The following is a 17,790-nucleotide window of genomic DNA, read 5'->3' as shown; positions in this document are numbered from 1 at the left end:
GACGTCGGCCGTCTGCCGGCGCTGATCGGTGCGTCCATCGGCGCGCTGTCGCGGGGTCCCGTCTGGAGGCTCACCGGGCTCGTCTCGTCCGTGGCCGGCGTGGTCATCGCGTCGCTGATCGGCGTGGCATGGTACGGACTGGGCCGCACGATCCTCTCGCGCGTCGAGGAGGCGACCGGTTCCGGCTCGCTAGACCGCGACGTGGCGAGGGTGGCCGAGCGCATGCTGCTCGGCGCGGCCGGCTGGTCCATCAGCTGGTTCTTTCTCGGCTTCCTTTCTCTGTATCGCGTGCCGGCGGCGGTGGTCGCGCTGATCGTGGGGCTGGTCCTGGCCGCGCCCGGCGTCGCTCGCGCTCGGCCCGGTCTTCGCGCGACGCTCGGGACGAGCGGGTGGGCCGCTCTCACGCTCATCGTGACAGGACAGGCGCTGGCGCTCATCGTCGCCCTCGCGCCACCCACCGCGAAGGACACGCTGCTCTACCATCTCGCCCTGCCGAAGGCCTGGATCGCGGCCGGGCGGGCCGTCGAGGTGCCCTACAACATCGCGGGCTACTACCCCCTCGGCGTGGAAATGCACGCGGTGTGGGCCATGCTGCTCGGCGCTCCACTCGGTGCTCGCACGGCGGAGGCCGCCGCCGGCGCCACGATCTTCCTCTTCGCGCCGATCCTCACGGTCATCGTCTACGCCTGGGCCCGGGAGCGGGGCGCCTCACGCGGCTGGTCGGCCGCGGCGGCCGTGATGGTGGCGTGGATCCCGACCGTCTACGACGTGGCGGCGAGCGAGTACGTCGATCTCGCCATGACCGCCTACACCGCCATGGCCATTCGCGCCTTCGGACGATGGTGGGTCACCTTCGACGCGCGTCATCTCGCGTGGATCGTGGCCGGGGTCGCGGGGGCTCTGGCGATCAAGCTGAGCGCCGCCTTCCTGATCCTTCCCCTCGCGCTGCTCGGGCTGCTGAGGGTCCTGGGTGTGGGCGCCCCCCCATCGAGCGCGCGCCCATCGCCCGCGGCGGCGGCCGGCTCGATCGTGGGCGCGCTGGCCGCCGGGTGTGCTCTGGCGGCTCCCTGGTACGTGCGGAACTGGATCCGGACCGGCAGCCCGCTCTTTCCGTTCTACCTGCATCTCTGGCCGGCCCAGGCGGCCGGGTGGGACCTCGAGCGCTCACAGCTCTACGACACGTGGTTCTCGCTCTATGGCAACACGGTGACCCCGATCGACTACGTCCTCGCGCCCTTGCGCCTGGCGATCACCGCGCAGCCGGACCAGCCGGCCTACTTCGATGGAGTCCTCGGCATCGCCGTCGTCGCCGCCCTTCCGCTGCTCGCCTGGGCGCTCTGGACGCGTCGGCTCGACGTCGAGCTGCGGCTGGGACTCCTGCTCTCGGGCTGCCTCTTCGTCTTCTGGCTCTTCTCGAGCCAGCAGCTCCGGTACTTGCTGCCCGCGGTGCCGGCCCTCGCGGTCTCGACCGCGGTCGTCGGCAGCGCGCTCGACGGGCGCCTCTCGCGCACGCTGCGCTGGCTGGGGCTGGCCGCGGCGGCCCTCGGCCTTCCGGTGATCCTGGCCTGGTTCCTCACGCTCGATCCCCTGCGCGTCGTGCTGGGGGGTGAGACGCGGGAGGAATACCTGCGGCGACGCCTGGACTACTACGCCTACTACGAGCTGATCGATCGCGACCTGCCGCTCGACGCCAAGGTCTGGCTGATCGACATGCGACGCGACACCTACCACCTGAACCGACCGCACTTTTCCGACTTCATCTTCGAGGACTACACGCTCACCCGCTACGTCCGCGAGGCCTCGACGGTGGAGGACATCTGGGCGCGGGTGCGTGCCGACGGCATCACCCATCTGCTGGTCCGCCACGACGTGCTGCTGGACTACCGTCGCTCCCCGATCGTGGACGACCGGCGGTCGCGGGAGGAGAACCTGGCGAAGATGGCCCTGATGGCTGCCTTCTTCTCGGACGGCACGCGGCTCATCAAGGGCGATCAGAAGTTCTGGCTGATCGAGCTGCCGCGACGCCCGACCTGATCGCTCCGGTCAGTCGCCGCGGCGAGGCCGGTAGACCTCGGTCGCTCCGATGCGCTCCTCCACCACGTAGCGGCGCTCGATCGTCGTGAGCATCTCGTCGGTCCAGCGCGTCCGATGGAGCGGCACCTGCGGGATGCGGTACAGCAGGATCGCCGCGAAGGCCTGCCGCTCGAGGGAATCCAGGAAGGGGCGCTGGTCCCACCGCCCGGCGCGCGCGAGCTGGGTCATCTCGAACGGCTGGAAGTAGATCGGACGCCCGTCGAGCGGGAGCAAGCCGATGTCCTCGTCGGCCAGGACGACGCCACGGGCGTCGTGCACGATGCCGAGCAGGCGCTGCGCCGGCTCGCGCTCGGCGAGCCGGGCCTCGATGACGGGCCGGTAGGGCGAGGCCAGCACCATCAGCGACACGTCGAGCGCCAGAAGCAGCGCGATCGCAGCCTGTGCGATCCAGCGCGGCCGCTGCCAGGCCAGGAGAGCGCCCAGGGAGAGGCTCAGCGCGGCCCCCGCCTCCAGCAGGTAATTCACGTTGGAGCCCACCTTGCCGATGGTGAGCGCGGCGAGCAGACCGCCGACCAGGTAGGGCGCGATGAGTCGCCAGGACGGCACGGCCGACCAGCCGGCGGACACCGCGTACACGCCGGCGCCGATCAGGGCCAGCGGCATCAGCATCCACACGTCGGCGAGATACCGGAGGAGCGAGCCGGGGTCGTACGTGTTGAGATTGGCGGTGACGATGTCGAACCGAAAGCCACCGCCGCTGGCGAGGTCCAGGACCGCGAACACGGCCATGCCCAGCGCGACGATGGACGCGGCCAGGGTGAGCGCCCGGCGCCATCCGGCGCTTCGAGCGAGCCAGACGCAAGCCGCCAGCGGCGCCGCCACGCCGTAGGATTGCCGGGTGTAGATCGCGGCGGTGAGCAGCAGGGCCGCAATGGCCACCGTCCGGCGGCCGCGTGGGTACCGGGCACAGACGTACAGGCCGGCCAGGCTCAGGGCGAGGGCCAGCGCGTCGACCCGGTAGAGCAACGCCCAGTATGCCGCCGGCGCAAACGAGATGAGCAAGAGGCCGCCGATCGCGGAAGCGAACGGGTCACCGGTCAGCGATCTCAGGATCAAGCCGATGAGAATCGCGGCCGCGATCATGCTGAGGACCGACAGCAGGCGGCCATACCAGAACGCCGGCCCGGAGGCACGGGCGAGCGGGGCGAGCACCAAGGGGTAGACCGGAGGGTAGTTGCTCACGGTATAGGGCGGGGACGTCAGGTCGGGCCGGTAGATTCCTTCGAGATGCGCGAGGCGGACCGTTTGCTCCAGGAGCGGACCTTCCCCGTAGTCCAGCGGGTACGGGAAGATGACGCTGCGCCCGGCGTCCATCGCGAAGATTGCCGCGGCCGCGAGCAGCACCAGCAGGAGCAGGCCAGCGGGGAGCATGGGCGGCGATAGGCGCATGGTGTCGGACCGCGGCCAGTTATAGCACCTCGGCCCAGCGCGGTCGCCAAGACGCAACGACGGCGCCCGCCCGGAAGGTTCTTCCCTCCTCCGAGGCTTGCCGGAGGCCCGGAGTTTGGAATTGCCTCGACGACCGCATGTTATGATGCTCGTCAACGATGATCTCCAGGCTGGGTAACCCCTGGACGAGGGAGGTCGGCGGGTGAGTCTAGCCACGTTCCTCGAGCGCACCTGGAGCGGCCTCACCGGTCTCGTCCGGCCGCGTTCCGCGGCCTCGCTGTTCCGCCTGGCCGACCAATATCGCCACGAGGGCCGATACGAGGAAGCGGCCGATCTGATCGCGGAAGGCCTGCGCCTCGCGCCCAATATCTCGGTGGGACATCTCCTCGACGCCTACCTCCACGTCGTGTTTCGCGACATGCCCGCGGCCAAGGAATCGTTCCGGCGCGTGCTCGCGCTGGACCCGTATCATCCGCGCGCGCTGTTCGGGCTCGCGCGCATCGCGCTGGAGGAGGGCGACATCGAAGGTTGTCGGCCGTTCCTGGATCGAGCCATCCAGTACTTTCCGGACTTCCCCGAGGCCAAGGCGCTGCAGGAGATGGTCGCCACGTGGTCGGCGCCGGCGGTGGCCGCTCCGGCCGCCGTCGGCACGATCAGCACGGACCGACTCCGCCCGCCTCCGGGCGCGCGGGATCTCATCCTGACCCACACCGACGGCACGCTCGTGTTCGCGCAGGGCAGCGAGGAGCGTCAGCGGCAGCTCGCCCAGCACATGATCCAGGTCTATCGCATCGCCTCGGCCACGCTCGCGCGGGCCGGGCTCGGGCCGCTGCGACGCGGCGTCGTCGAAGGCGCCTCGGAGATGACCTTCCTGCGGAGTGACGGCGGCGTGATCCTGGGGGTCGCCCTGCCCCGCGACATCGACGTCGGAGCCGGGCTCGTGCAAGTGGGCCGGCTCTGGACCGATCTGAACATCAAGAGTTGACCATGGCCGAGGCCCAGATCCCGTCCGAGCCGACCGCTTCGCCGGAAGCGACCAGTCCACGAGGGTCGCGCGCGCAGGCATTCCGCGAAACCGTCTTCGAGCTGATCCGGCTCGATGGCGTCCGCGGTGGGCTCATCGTGACCCCGGACGGCCTCGTCATCACCGCCGAGCTGCCGCCGCGGTTCCCGGTGGAGGCGCTGGCCGCCCTCGCGGCGACCCTGGGCCGAGAGCTGGAGCTGGGGGCGACCCGGCTGGAGCGGGGCGCGTTCCGCACGGCGATGTTCTCGGCCGACGACGGGACGGTCTTCGTGGGAGGCAGCCCGGTCGGCTATCTCACGCTGGTAGCGGACCGAAACGTGAACGCGGAAGCGGTCCGGGCGGCCCTCGGCCGCGCCGTGGATCGCCTTCGCGGCACCTGGCGCAACGCGGGCGCCGCCTGACCGCGTACTAACCCAGCGTCACTCGGAGCACTTCCTCCACCGTCGTCACGCCGTCGATCACCTTCTGCAGCGCGTTCTGGCGAAGCGTCTTCATGCCCTGCGAGATGGCCACGCCCAGGATCTCGTTGGTGGTGGCGTTGCGCAGGATCATGTCGCGCAGCTCGGTGGTGGCCGGCATGACCTCGTAGATCGCGACTCGCCCCTTCATGCCGGTGAAGTTGCAGGTCTGGCAGCCCTTACCCTTGTAGAAGTTGATGGTGCCGAGCCCTTGCGGTATGTGGCCGTACGGCACCAGGCTCTCCTCGCTCGCCTCGTAGGGCTCCCGGCAGTCCCGGCACACCTTACGCCCCAGCCGCTGGGCCAGGATGAGCTGCAGTGACGAGGAGACCAGGAAGGGCGGGATGCCCATGTCGAGCAGTCGAGCCGGGGTGGACGGGCAATCGTTGGTGTGCAGCGTGGTGAGCACGAGGTGACCGGTGAGCGCGGCCCGGATACCGATCTGCGCGGTTTCGAGATCGCGGGTCTCACCGACCAGGATCACGTCCGGGTCCTGCCGCAGGAAGCTGCGCAGGCACGCCGCGAAGGTGCGGCCGATCTCGTCGTTGACCTGCACCTGGTTCACGCCCTTCAGGTTGTACTCGACCGGATCCTCGGCGGTCATGATGTTGATGTCCGGGGAGTTGATCGTGTGGATCGCGGAGTAGAGCGTGGTCGTCTTGCCGGAGCCGGTGGGCCCCGTGATCAGGATCATGCCGTACGGACTATGGATCGCCTTGGTGAACTGCTCGAGGCTCCACGGGTCGAACCCGAGGGCGCTGAGGTCGAGCTGCAGCGCCTCCTTGTCGAGGATCCGCATGACCGTCTTCTCGCCGAAGATGGTCGGCAGGGTCGAGACGCGAAAGTCGATCTCGCGCTGGTGATAGCGCAGCTTGATGCGCCCGTCCTGGGGCAGCCGGCGCTCCGCGATATCCAGCGTCGCCATGATCTTGACGCGCGAGGTCAGCGCGGCCTCCAGACGCTTGGGCGGCGTCATGATCTCGTGGAGGACACCGTCGATGCGGAACCGCACCCGGAACACCTTCTCGTAGGGCTCCAGATGGATGTCGGACGCCCCCCGTCGGATCGCGTCGGTGAGGATCATGTTGATGAGCCGGACGACCGGCGCCTCGTCGGCAGATTCTTTGAGGTCGAAGATGTCGGCCTTGCTGAAGGTCTCCTCGCCGCCTTCGACGACCTCGACGTCGGTGTCGGCCTCTTCCAGCTGGCTCATCATGTCCGTGACGTTGGCGCCGGTCTCGTAGAGGCGCTCGAAGGCCTTGCGAATCGCCGCCTCCGAGGCGACCACCGGCTGGATCTGCAACCCGGTCATGAAGCCGACGTCGTCCAGGGCGAACACATTCGTGGGATCCGCCATGGCCAGGGTCAGCGTGTTGCCCATGCGCTTGATGGGCAGCACCCCGTGCTTCTTGGCGATCTGCTCGGGCACGAGCTTGAGCACGTCGGGATCCGGGTCCACCTGGGCGACCGTGATGGCGGGGATCGCGTACTGCTTGGACAGGAACGAGACGAGGCTGTCCTCGGTAATGAAGTTCAGCCGCACCAGGATCGTTCCAAGCTTCTCGGCGCTGCCCTTCTGCTCGGCCAGCGCCTTCTGGAGCTGGTCGGTGCTGATCAGCTTTTCCGCGACCAGCCGATCGCCGAGACGCGACATACTGCCCTGTCGGCGCTCGCTCATCGACGTCCCCATCGACGGGGACGACGCCATGGGCATCGACGTCGGCGGGACGGCGCCGCGCCGACCGGCGCCACGGCCGTCCCCGTTGTCACCGGGGGGCGTGGCCAGCACCGGATCGGCCGCCGGAGCGATGCCCGCGGCCGCGCTCGGGATGACGCTGGCGGAGGGCCGGCCGCCGACCGTTCCGGCCAGCCGGGCGACGACGCGGGCGAGATTGTCCCGATCGGCGAGCTTGGTGTAGATCTCCTTGAGCGTCTCGAGCGCGCCCGTGTCGGACGGGTTGGCTTCCACGATCATCTCGCAGAGCCGGGCCGACTCGGAGAGCGACCGCTTCTCTTCAGGGGACAGCGAAGTCCTGTTCTCGATCTGGGCCATGGTCGTGATTGTCCGTCAGCTCAGGCCGGCCGCTCCCGGAGCGACGACTGAACCTCGTCTTTGTGAAGAGGGGTGGCCAGCACTCCGGTGCGGCGAGGCCGCGTACGGGTCTCGGCCAGGATGGCCCCGATGGCCGTGCCCGCCTCTTTTGCGAAGAGGCGGACCATGCCCACCGTGGTCCGACTGTCGAAGATGGCGAGCAGAATCGCCTGCTCGTCGACCGCGGCCACGTGGATGCTCTCCTTCACCCCCTGGTGGAAGAGCATCGTGAACTCCGTCTCGCCGAGGAGGCGGGCCATGGCCGCGGTGGAGCTGAAGGCCCCCGCCGCGAGGGCGGAGAGCGAGACGGTGTCGAGCGAGCGAGACGCGCCGCCGCGGGCGAGGAGCTGCCCGCTCCGGTCGATCAGGAGTGCCTCCATCGCGCCCGACTCGCCCAGGAAGTGCAGGAGCACGCCGTTGATCCGCTGCGCGTCCTCCTCGTGGATGGCCAGGTTGTCATGTTGACTCATTGAGCGCCCCCTGTTCTTGTCCAAAGCCCGCGACGAGCACCATGCGCGACACGGTGTTCAGCGTGTCGAATACCCCCTTGCCCTCCACCGCTACCGATTCGAAGTACGGGACCCGCCGGCTCCTCCGATTGAGCATGTACTCGAGATACTCGACCGGCGCGATGTTCGGCAGATCCCGCTTGTTGTACTGGATGACGTAGGGAATATCGTCCAGATTGTATCCGTATTCCTTCAGATTCTCTTCGAGGTTTCGGAAGCTTTCCACGTTCTCGCGCAGCCGATCCCACTGCGAGTCGGCCACGAACACGATGCCGTCCACGCCCCGGAGGACGAGCTTGCGGGTCATGTTGTAGTACACCTGACCCGGCACCGTATAGAGCTGGAACTTGGCCACGAAGTTCCGCACCGTCACCGCAGAGACGGGCAGGAAGTCGAAGAACAGCGTGCGATCGTCACCGGTCGCGAGCGAGACCATGTTTCCCCGGTTCACGTCCGGCAGCCCCCGATAGATGTACTGGAGATTCGCGGTCTTGCCGGCCACGCCGGTTCCGTAGTACACGACCTTGAAGCTGATCTCTTTCTGCGCGTAGTTGATGATGGACATCGCGCCGCCTCAGGCCTGCGCGAGCGCGGCGGTCACGCGCTCCAGTTGACGGTAGGCCAGGCCGGGCCGGCTCACCTCGCCGCCCGCCACCACGATGATGGACCGACCATGCGCGACCTCCTCCGGCTGAACCACCAGGAGCGTCCGACCGGATCGCAAGACCGCCGTCCGGAACACGGCTCCGGACCCCGCGGCTTTGCGCATGATCGCCTCGACGTCTTGCGCGAGCGCCCCGATTCCGGCCACGTCCGCGCCGGCCGGCAGGAAGAGGTAGAGGAGGCCTTCGCCGCCAATGTCGCGCAGGGCGGATGCGGTGACCCCGCCAAACGCGGTCAGGGACGAGGTGAGGGCCGCCACCCGTTCGGCGGAGGTCGCAGCGAGGCTCCGGCTGCCCGGCTGACCCTCGCCGATCGAGGCGCGGATCGCTCCGTCGCCGTGGTCGCCGGCGGCTCGCCGGCAGAGTATTTCGAGCAAGGCCAATCCTCCTCCCCGCGGCACCGCGGCCGCGAGCACTCGGCGATCACCCGGAGAGCCGACCGCGGTGAGCACCAGGGCCGTTTCCGGGCCACGGAACGTGATCTGATCGATCGACCAGGGCGCGAGCCGCTCGGTGAACAGGGGCAACGCCAGGCCCGCTCCGGCGACGGCGATTTCCGGTGCCACCCGGGGCGCCGACAGCGCATAGACGGTCACCCCCTCCGCAGACTGGCTGCTGACGTCGAACGAGGCGATCGGCGCGAGCAGGGTCACGATGCGCCGCGCCTCCTCAGGCTCCGTCATCCCGGAGGGGAGGGTGCCCGGTCCGGGCGCGGGGGATTCGATTGGACGCCAGCTGGGCTCGGCGCGATCAGAAACCACCGCCACCGCCGCCGGCGGTGTCACCACGATTGCCGGCTCGGACTCCGGCGATACGGCAGGCGGGTCCAACTGCATCACCGTGGCCGGGCCCGAAAGAGGCGGCTCCGGCCATTCGGCAGCCGAGATGCTGACCGGATCCGGCACGGGCTCGGAATCGAGCGGGACAACCTCGGGGGCGGAAGTCTCGTGGGCTCGGGGCGTCTCAACCACAGCCGGATGGGACGCGGGCTCCGCGGACAACGGCGTGACCGGCGGCTCCTCCGCCAGACGCTCAGTGGCCACGTTCGCCGGCGGCGGTGCTTCCACCGCCGGGGTTGGAATGACGTGGGCGGAGGCTAGCGGTTGTGGCTCCTCGACCGGCGCAGAGCCGCCGGGCTCCGCGAGAGGATCCACCTGTTCCGCCTTGGGTTTCTGAGGCGCCGGGTCGGCGATGGCCGGCTGGAACGGCGCCGGGAAGCTCTCGAGACCGTGCAGGTCGACGGCGGGACCTCCGACCATGAACAGATCGGGTGGGATCTGACCGATCACCTCGTCGAGCGGGAGCGTGATCCCGTTCGGGAGCCGGCCCATCATGTCGGGGTCGGAAACAGCGAGAGCTTCGCGCGGGAACTGTGACGCGACGGCGTCCCACTTCACGCGGATCAAACCCTCAGCGAGCTGGGACAGCACGAGGGATTGCGGCACCACCAGAGCGCGCGGCGTCCTCATCCGCTCCGCCACCTGGTCGAGCGGAACGTTGAAGGCGTCGGCCGGCAGCTCCGACGCGACCCGCGCAAACGAGATCGCGACGGCAGGCTCGTCGACGACCGGACTCGGCGTCGGCGGGCCGACGACCGGGGGCACAGACGCCTGGGCCGGCTCGGAGGGCGCCTGAACCTGGGTGGCCGTGGGAGTGGCCGGCGCGGCCTTGGGTGCCGGCGCCGCCGCCGGCGCGCGAGTCTCGGCCACCGGGGGAGCCGGTTCCGGCGTGACCGTCGGCTCGGGCGCCTGCGCGGCCGGAACGGGATCGGACGGCTCCTCGACGGGTGGCGTCGCCGATCGAGTCTCGGCCGCCGCCTGGGACAGGGATGGCGCCGGCGTGGAGTCCTCCATCGGCTGGAACGGCACCGGGATGCGGTCGAGCCCCGCGATGTCGACCTCGGGCGTGTCGGCGACGAACAGCTCGTGCGGAAGCTGGCCCACCACTTCGTCGAGCGGAAGCCTCACTCCTTCGCCCAGGTGCTCGCTGATCTCCTCGGGGCTCAGTCCGACGAGGCGCGACGGGAACTGATCGACGATGTCGTTCCACGCGATCCGGGCGACGCCTTCGGATAGCTGGGTGACAACGAGCTCGCCGGGGATGAGGAGGTATCCCGGATCACGAAGGGCCGCCGCGACCTCGTCCTCGGGCGCGAGGAAGGTGCCGGGGGGCAGTTGTCCCATGATCCGATCGAGGGCGATCCGCAGGACCACGTCGGAGCGGCGTGGAGGCGTCTTGACCGTCTCCGGACGCCGTTCAGTCCGCGCGGCCGCGCGGCGGCTCGTTTCGTCGGGCGGGGCGGGCATGCGGGTCGGCTCGGAGGCTGCAGCCGCGGCCGGAACGGGTCTCGGGGCCGGGACCTCGACCGACTCCGCGCCGACGTTCCGCTCCCACACCGGCAGGTTCTTCGGGGAGTCGAGGCTGTCGGATGGAGCAGCCTGCGGCACCCGCGGGACCACCGATACGCGAGCCCGCACGCTGGACGAGGCGCGGCTCGACCCGGAAATGCGCTCACGTGCGAGCCGCGGCCGGGCCCGGAGCAGGTCGCGCAGCGGCACCAGGAGCAGGAACACCCCCACGAGCTCCGGAAGCGGAGGCGGCAGCATCCATGGCAGCGGACGGCCCGCGAGAGCCGGGTCGAGCATCACGCTGAGAGGCCCACGAGCCATCAGGAGCGCGACGTGCAGTCCCGTGAGCAGAGCGGTGCCCACGACCCATCGGATGATGGTGGGACGGCGAACGAAGAGCAGGACGAGCAGGCCGTAGGCCACCGCAGGGACGGCGAATGTCGCCCACTGCGGCACCGGCAGCTCGAACTGTAGCGGGAACACGGTCAACCCGTAGATCAGGCCAACGTAGGCCGCCAGACCCAGTGCCGCGACAAGCCACGCCGAGACGCGCCCGGCGCTTGAAACCGAATGATGATGAGAGGTTCTCATGGACTAGTGCCTCACACCGCCCGGACCAGATCCGGTAGCGCCTTCTTCACGTGGTATCTGACCTTCCCGAGCACGGCCGGATCATCGAGGACGACAGCGAGCATCGCGCCGGTCCCCACTGCATTGAGCAGCACCACGCCGCCGTCGTATTCCAGGATCACGCTCTGCAGCTGACCCTGGGCCAGGGCGCGACCCACTCCGTCGGTCGACTCGACGAGGCACGCGGCAAGCGCGCCGGCGAGCATCGCTTCGGGCAGGAGACTCCCCGCTGCCTCCATCAACGCGCCTTCGCGGTCGATCAGCGCGGTCAGGGTCACGCCGGGAAGGTCGGCCACCCCCGAGAGCAGCGGCTTGATGTCGGGCAACGGCTCCACGACCACCGCCGGCCGGACCACCGGGGCGGGCGGAACGGCCGCGGGCGCCGCCGAAATCGGCGCAGGAGTCGGCACGTCCACGGTGGGCTCGAGAACAGGAGCCGCGGCCACCGGGGCGGCCGCGGGCGCCGAAGCGGCGGGGCGCGCCTGGACGGACAGAAAGCCTTCGATCCGGTGCAACAGCTCGTCCGCCGCGAACGGCTTCCGCATCACGTCGTCGGAGCCCACCTTCGCCGCGCGCTCGAGCACGGTGCTGTTGACGATGCCCGAGATGAGGATGACCGGGGTCTTCCCCAACGCGGGGTGCTTCTTCACGAAGTCGCAGATCTGGTACCCGTCCATGTCGGGCATGATCACGTCGCACACGACGAGATCCGGCGTTTCGCGGGCGATCTGCTCCATCGCCTCGGTTCCCGATGCAGCCGACAGCACCTCGATACGCTTGGCTTCCAGCGCCCGCTGTACCACCTTGCGGACGCTCAGGCTGTCATCGACCACCAGCACCTTGGGCATGACCTATCCGTCCCTCCGGGATCCGTGGGACGCGGCCGCCTGCTGGCGGACGTCTGGCCCCTGAGTAGTCTCGTCGATTTCCTGCGCCACGCTGAGCAGCAGCTGTTCCACCGTGCGGGAGATGGTCCGAGGCCGCCCGGCCAGCGCTTCCCGCTCGGCCCGGTTGAAGCAGAAGCGCGCCTCCCCTTCCCGCTGGGAGGCCGCCACCATGGCCGCGAAGGCCGGCTCGCCGCTGCGGCCGGAGAACTCGGCGTGGATCACCCGCCCCGACTCGAAGATGATGCATCCCTCGCCGCCGGAGAGGGAGAGGTGGAGCTCGCCGGTCTTGACGCCCAGCGAGATGACCTGGGTGAGCTCGGTCAGGTCCATCACGCCGAGTGAGCCCTGGAAGCTGCTCCGGCTCGGCTCGGGCGCTCGGCTCACCGGAGGCGGCGCCGGGGGGGCCGCCGGAGTCCGGGCCGGCATCTTGGCCGGGCCCTTGGCCGGGATCGCCACCGGCGCCACGGTGGGCGGGGCGTCGCCGAGTAGCTCCCTGATCCGCTGCATGACGGTCGCCAGCGTGAAATCGCCGGTCACCGTCATGTCGACGCCGGCTTCGGTGGCGGCGAGAGCGATGGGCCGATCTCGACCGGCGAGCAGCAGGAACGGCGTGTCCTTGGTGGCCGGATCGCGACGCACCATGGTGAACAGCTCGTAGCCGTCCATGTCCTGCACCTTGGCGTAGCTGACGATCAGGTCCGGCTGCTCCCACTCGAGCATGGTGAGCGCGAACGAGCCGCTGGTCGCCACCGCCGCCTCGTAGCCGGACTCGGTCAGCGCGTGGGCGAGCGCGGCCCGGCTGTCCTGGTTGGCGTCCACCACCAGCACCTTGGCGTTGGCCACCGACTACTCCTTGCCCTCGCGGGCGCCGGCGAAGGCCGGCTCGGCGGTCGTGACGGCCGATCGCACCAGCTGGACGAAGCTCTGCTCGTCCACCGGCTTGGCCACATAGTGACGCACACCCAGACGCTGGGCCAGCCTCACGTGCTTGTCGCCCGCTCGCGTGGTCAACACGATGACCGGCACTTCGCGGGTGGCGGCCCGCCGCTTCAGATCCTCGATCAGCGCGTAGCCATTGACCCGAGGCATCTCGAGATCGGTCACGATCACGTCGACGCTCTGATCCACCAGCTGCTGAAGCGCATCCTGGCCATCCACCGCGGTGACGACCCGGAAGCCGCCCTTCTCCAGCATCTGTCCGACGAACTTCCGGATACTCACCGAGTCGTCCACGAGCATGACTCGCGGACCTTCCTCGCGTGGCTCGATTGCGCGCACCGGCTCCGCGGGCAACCCGGCGGGCCCGTCCGCGGCGGCCTCGCGGAGCAGCGTCGGATCCAGGAGGAGTATGACACGGCCCTCACCGGAGATCGTGGCTCCCGAGAACGGCCCGACGCCCTCCAGGAACGCGCCCAGGCTTTTGATGACGATCTCCTCCTTGCCGAGTAGCTCGTCCACCACGACGCCGAACGGCCGACCACCGCCCCGGAGCACGACCACCGGAAGTCGGGCGGTAGAGGGGGAGCCGGGAATGCCGAGGGTCCGGTCGAGTCGGATCAGCTCGAGCATCTGATCCTCGAAGCGCACGGACTCCCGCCCGCCCTCGCTCACGATCTCGGTCGGGTCCACCGGCCGCATCGCGCTCACCGCGGTGAGCGGGAACGCGAACAGCTCGGACCCGCAGCGCACCATGAGCGCGTCGGCGATGGCCACCGTGAGGGGCAGCTTGAGCACGAACCGGGTCAGGCGGCCCGGCTCGGTTTCGACGTGGATCTCGCCGTTGAGCCGGCTCACGTTCGTGCGTACCACGTCCAGCCCGACGCCGCGTCCGGACGTGCGCGTCACCGATGCGGCGGTGCTGAAACCGGGAACGAAGATCAGGTTCAGGGCATCCCGATCGGCCAAGGCCGCGGCTTCGGCAGGGGGCAGTAGTCCTCGTTCGACCGCGCGGCGCCGCACCAGCTCGGTGTCGATGCCGCGGCCGTCGTCCTCCACGACCACGAGGACGAAGCCGCCCTCCTGCGAGGCCGACAGTGTGAGCTGACCCTGGGGCGGCTTGCCCGTGCGCTGCCGTTCGGCGGGAGATTCGATCCCGTGGCCGATCGCATTCTGGATCAGGTGAAGCAGCGGGTCGGCGATCTGCTCGATGATGCCATTGTCGACCTCGGCCGACTCCCCACGGACGATCAAGCCCACCGTCTTGTCGCTGGCGCGCGCCGCCTCCCGGACCTGCTGGGCCACCCGCGTGAACAGGCGGCCGATCGGCACCATGCGTGCGCGGGTGATCTCCTTGCGAAGGGCCGCGGTGAGCCGCTGGACCTGGGCGCTGTCGTCTCGGATGCTCCGCAGGAGGGCGGCGTGCTGGCTCTGGACCTCGGCGAGATCCGCGGACATCTCGGTCACGCTGCGGGCCAGGACGTTCACGTCGTCGTAGCGGTCGAACTCGAGCTCGGCGAACAGCTCGGAGAGGTCGCGCAGGTCGCCGACATCTGCTCGGTCGCGCCCGGGCCCGGATTTCCGCAGCGACCGGGTCGGCACGTGCCGGCGGAACTCGAAATCGCGCCCGACCTGTCCGAGTCGCGAGCGGCTGGCGAGCAGCAACTCGTTCACCTGGTCCAGCTGAGCCAGCCGCCGATCGAGCCGGCTCCGCGCGATCATCAGCTCCCCGACCAGGTTGAGAAGAGTGTCGAGGCGCTCGACCGCCACTCGGATGCTCGGGCCGCTGGGAGCGCCGACCGCCCGCGGAACGGGGCGAGGCAGGGCTTCGAGCCGGGCCAGGAACTCCGGGCGGACGAACCCGGGCAGTGCCCCCGCCGCCGGCGCGAGGGCCGGCGATGGCTTCGGAGACGACGCGGCCCCGGGCGCTTCCTCGGAGACCACCGCGGGCGCGGTGGGTTCCTCCGCGATGGCAGACGCCGGCGACCCGTGGGCGACCTCCGACGCGAGCAGCGCGCGGAGCCCGAGCGTCGCCCGCTCGAGCGACTGCGCGATCTCCTCCGAGATCGCCGTGCCCGCCTGCAGCACTCGCTTGATCGCGCTGGTGCCCGCGAACACCGCTTCCGTGACCGCAGAAGTCACCGCGATGCGACGCTCGCGGACCGCCCCCAGCAGGTCCTCGATCTGATGCGTGGCGTCCCCGATGGGGCCGCAGCCCACCGTGTAGGCGGCACCCTTCAGCGTGTGAGCGGCCCGGAAGATGGTGGCGAGCGTCGCCTCGTCGCGGGCTCCACCCTCGAGGGCGAGCAGCGACGTCGTGAGCGTCTCGAGGTGCTCGGTGGCCTCCGGCAGGAAATACTCGAGGACCTCGCCGCGCTCCATGAAGAACCGGCTCAGATCGGCGGCCACCGGTGAAGGACCGGCCGCGGTCGACCCGGTGCCGGCGTGGGCCGGCGCGGCAACCGATGACGGGCTGGCCGCTGCCGACAGGAGGAACGCGGGATAGCGCGACTTGAACTCGTCGATGCGCGCTCCATCTTCGACACCGACCGCACTGATCCCGTCGAACACTTCCTTGAGCACGCTCACGAGGCCGTCGAGGAACGCGGCGGCGCGGGCGCGCTCGTCAATGTCTGCAGCGGGCACGCGATCGAGGAGCCGCTCCGCCGCGGCGGCCAGATCGGCCACTCCGGGGAAGCCGTGAAGCGCGGCCGAGCCCTTGAGCCGATGAGCGAACACGGCCAGCGGCGAGAGAGCTTCGGGCGATGGCGCGTCCGCGCCGGTCAGCAGGCCGAGTCCGTCCTCGAGAGCCCCGGCAGTATCCCAGGCCTCCATGAGGAAGATTCCCAGCAGCAGCTCACGCTCGCGTCGATCTGCCATCTCGGCCGTCCGCTTGGCTCCTTCGCCGTATCCTCAGCTGGCCAGCTTGAAACGAGAGAGCTTGACGGTCAGCTCCTCGGCCAGCCTGGCCAGCTGTTCGACGTTCCGTCGGCTCTGTAGCACGCCCTGCTCGGTCCTGGTCGCCGCGCTCGCGATGGCCTGCACCGCGCCCGCGACCGCCTCCGACCCGCGCACCTGCTGCTGTGATGCCTGGGAGATCTCGCCGGCCAGCTCCGACGAGGCCTGGGAGATCTTTCCGATCTCCTGCAGGGCCTCCTCCGCCTTCAGGCTCACCTCGTAGCCCGACTCGACCTCGCGAGTGCCCGACTCCATCGCCACCACCGCCTCCTGGGTCTCGACCTGGACGCCCTTGATCAGCGTCCCGATGTCCCGGGTGGCCTGGGTGGCGCGCTCGGCCAGCTTCCGGACCTCGTCGGCCACCACCGAGAATCGCAGGCCGGCCTCGCCGGCTCCCGCCGCCTCGATCGAGGCGTTCAGCGCGAGCAGATGCGTCTGGGCCGCGATGTCCTGAATGGTGTTCACGATGTCGGAGATCTCCAGCGAGCGGTCGCCCAGCGACTTGATCTTCTTGGAGATGGTCTGCACCTCGGCCCGGATCTGCTGCATGCTCGCCAGGCTGTTGCGCACCGCTTCCTCGCCCTTGCTCGCGGCCTGCAGCACCTGACGCGCGGCCTTCGCGCTCTGATCGGCGCTGTCGGCCACCTGCCGGACCGAGACCGTCACGTCGGTCACCGACTGGGTCACGCGGTTGGCGTCGGCCGACTGCGTCTGGGCCGCCTCGGCGAGGTCCCCGGTGATCTTGATGGTGTCCCGCGAGCCGGCCGCGACCTGCAGCGCGGTCTTCCTGACGTCACCGACCAGCGAGCCGATCTCCTCGACCATCAGATTGATCGCGTCGACGACGTTCCCGAGCACGTCCCACGTCACCTCGCCGCGCCGGGTGAAGTCGCCCTTGCCGATCTCGACCGCGGTGTCGAGGAACTTGATGATGTTCTGCTGCAGATCCTCGCGCTTGCGGCGCTCCTCGTCACGATCGGCCTCGGTCTGCACGAGCGCCCGGAGCCGCACGATGCTGTCGTTGAACGTGACCGCCATCTGGCCGATCTCGTCGCGCGAGGTCACCGGCACCAGCTGGGAGAGGTCGCCGCGGCCGACGCGCTCCGCCCCGCTCATCAGCGCGCTCATCGGGCGGGTGATCCGCCGGGCGAAGATGACGCCGGCCAGAACCGCCACCCCCGCGATGGCGCTGAAGGTCAGCAGCAGCGAGTTGCCGCTCTGCACCGCGGCCGTGGTGATGATCGAGCGATCCATGCCGACGCGAACCGTGCCGAGCTGACCGCCCAGCATGGGCACGCCGATGTCGATGATCTCGCGCTCGCGGCCGGTGCGCGGGTCCACATAGGTGATGTCCTTGACCTGGGGCTTCGTCGACTGTCCCGGCACCACGTTGCGCTCCACGATCCCCTTCGGTACCACCGGCGCAAAGGTATGAGCGACGAGGGTGAACTGCGCGTCGTAGACCATCACGTACGCGACCCCGTTGATCTTGGCGAACTCGTCCACCTGGGCCTGGACCGTGGAGGCGTCACGATTCACGATGAGGTCGGCGCCCGAGCTGGCCAGGCTGTTGGCGATGGCGCTGCCCTTGTCGGTGAACTCCCGGGTCAGGTTGTCCTGCAGCGATCGGTAGGCGAGGGTCCAGCTCACCGCGGCGAGCGGGACGAGGATCGCGACCAGGAACACGGTGATCTTGCCCAACAGCCCGAGCCCTACCCGGCTTGCGGTCGTCCCATCGGCGCGGCGCTCCCGACCCGGCTCGTCATTCCGCCTTCTCATCGCGTGTCTCCTCCACATCCGCTT

General features: G+C 69.6%; 12 protein-coding genes. 3 read left to right on the top strand and 9 right to left on the bottom strand.

The genetic code is table 11. The annotated features are described in order from the left end of the window. Positions 1-2,034, top strand: a 2,034-nt coding sequence (locus VKN16_18005) for a hypothetical protein (GenBank protein ID HME96104.1), incomplete at its 5' end; no start/stop codon positions are given. Between the two features lie 9 nt (positions 2,035-2,043). Here the strand turns inward: VKN16_18005 and VKN16_18000 are convergent. Continuing rightward, positions 2,044-3,465 (bottom strand): hypothetical protein, encoded by a 1,422-nt coding sequence (locus VKN16_18000; GenBank protein ID HME96103.1) that lies wholly within the window; start codon positions 3,463-3,465, stop codon positions 2,044-2,046. Positions 3,466-3,685: 220 nt separating this feature from the next. Here VKN16_18000 and VKN16_17995 point away from each other — a divergent pair, with 220 nt between their 5' ends. Both VKN16_17995 and VKN16_17990 read left to right on the top strand, forming a co-directional pair. Then, positions 3,686-4,468 carry a tetratricopeptide repeat protein gene (locus VKN16_17995; protein ID HME96102.1) on the top strand — a complete coding sequence of 261 codons (783 nt, stop codon included), beginning with the start codon at positions 3,686-3,688 and terminating at the stop codon, positions 4,466-4,468. 2 nt (positions 4,469-4,470) lie between these two features. Continuing rightward, complete coding sequence (locus VKN16_17990; protein ID HME96101.1) at positions 4,471-4,908, top strand: roadblock/LC7 domain-containing protein; 438 nt, start codon at positions 4,471-4,473, stop codon at positions 4,906-4,908. 7 nt (positions 4,909-4,915) lie between these two features. On the opposite strand, the gene pilB is transcribed toward VKN16_17990, so the two are convergent. From pilB to VKN16_17950, 8 genes are all read right to left on the bottom strand, one after another. After that, positions 4,916-6,619, bottom strand: coding sequence for a type IV-A pilus assembly ATPase PilB (gene pilB, locus VKN16_17985; protein ID HME96100.1), 1,704 nt, complete (start codon positions 6,617-6,619; stop codon positions 4,916-4,918). 419 nt (positions 6,620-7,038) lie between these two features. After that, the gene (locus VKN16_17980) at positions 7,039-7,527 is read right to left on the bottom strand and encodes a roadblock/LC7 domain-containing protein (GenBank protein ID HME96099.1); all 489 of its coding nucleotides are present in this window, start codon (positions 7,525-7,527) and stop codon (positions 7,039-7,041) included. After that, entirely contained in the window at positions 7,514-8,131 is a 618-nt protein-coding gene (locus tag VKN16_17975; GenBank protein ID HME96098.1) for an ADP-ribosylation factor-like protein, read from the bottom strand. The genes VKN16_17980 and VKN16_17975 overlap by 14 nt, the downstream gene beginning before the upstream one ends. Positions 8,132-8,140: 9 nt before the next feature. After that, positions 8,141-10,801 (bottom strand): hypothetical protein, encoded by a 2,661-nt coding sequence (locus VKN16_17970; protein HME96097.1) that lies wholly within the window; start codon positions 10,799-10,801, stop codon positions 8,141-8,143. 377 nt (positions 10,802-11,178) lie between these two features. Further along, a complete protein-coding gene (locus tag VKN16_17965) occupies positions 11,179-12,054 on the bottom strand; it encodes a response regulator (protein HME96096.1) in 876 nt (291 codons plus the stop codon). Between the two features lie 3 nt (positions 12,055-12,057). After that, complete coding sequence (locus VKN16_17960) at positions 12,058-12,936, bottom strand: response regulator (GenBank protein ID HME96095.1); 879 nt, start codon at positions 12,934-12,936, stop codon at positions 12,058-12,060. A 3-nt stretch (positions 12,937-12,939) separates the two neighbouring features. Continuing rightward, positions 12,940-15,909, bottom strand: a complete 2,970-nt coding sequence (locus tag VKN16_17955; GenBank protein ID HME96094.1) for a response regulator — start codon at positions 15,907-15,909, stop codon at positions 12,940-12,942. 33 nt (positions 15,910-15,942) lie between these two features. Next, positions 15,943-17,766 (bottom strand): methyl-accepting chemotaxis protein, encoded by a 1,824-nt coding sequence (locus VKN16_17950; GenBank protein ID HME96093.1) that lies wholly within the window; start codon positions 17,764-17,766, stop codon positions 15,943-15,945. Between the last annotated feature and the right edge of the window lie 24 nt (positions 17,767-17,790).

Source organism: Candidatus Methylomirabilota bacterium (assembly GCA_035315345.1).
Taxonomy (GTDB): Bacteria; Methylomirabilota; Methylomirabilia; order Rokubacteriales; family CSP1-6; genus CAMLFJ01.
The sequence above is the reverse complement of the archived record's forward strand: the minus strand, read 5'-3'. Positions and strand labels throughout refer to the sequence as shown.

Excerpts from the sequence above, each read along its gene's own strand:
- VKN16_17965 (HME96096.1), bottom strand. The coding sequence starts at position 12,054 with ATGCCCAAGGTGCTGGTGGTCGATGACAGCCTGAGCGTCCGCAAGGTG.
- VKN16_17955 (HME96094.1), bottom strand. The coding sequence starts at position 15,909 with ATGGCAGATCGACGCGAGCGTGAGCTGCTGCTGGGAATCTTCCTCATG.
- VKN16_17990 (HME96101.1), top strand. The coding sequence starts at position 4,471 with ATGGCCGAGGCCCAGATCCCGTCCGAGCCGACCGCTTCGCCGGAAGCG.
- VKN16_18000 (HME96103.1), bottom strand. The coding sequence starts at position 3,465 with ATGCTCCCCGCTGGCCTGCTCCTGCTGGTGCTGCTCGCGGCCGCGGCA.
- VKN16_17950 (HME96093.1), bottom strand. The coding sequence starts at position 17,766 with ATGAGAAGGCGGAATGACGAGCCGGGTCGGGAGCGCCGCGCCGATGGG.
- VKN16_17975 (HME96098.1), bottom strand. The coding sequence starts at position 8,131 with ATGTCCATCATCAACTACGCGCAGAAAGAGATCAGCTTCAAGGTCGTG.
- VKN16_17980 (HME96099.1), bottom strand. The coding sequence starts at position 7,527 with ATGAGTCAACATGACAACCTGGCCATCCACGAGGAGGACGCGCAGCGG.
- pilB (HME96100.1), bottom strand. The coding sequence starts at position 6,619 with ATGTCGCGTCTCGGCGATCGGCTGGTCGCGGAAAAGCTGATCAGCACC.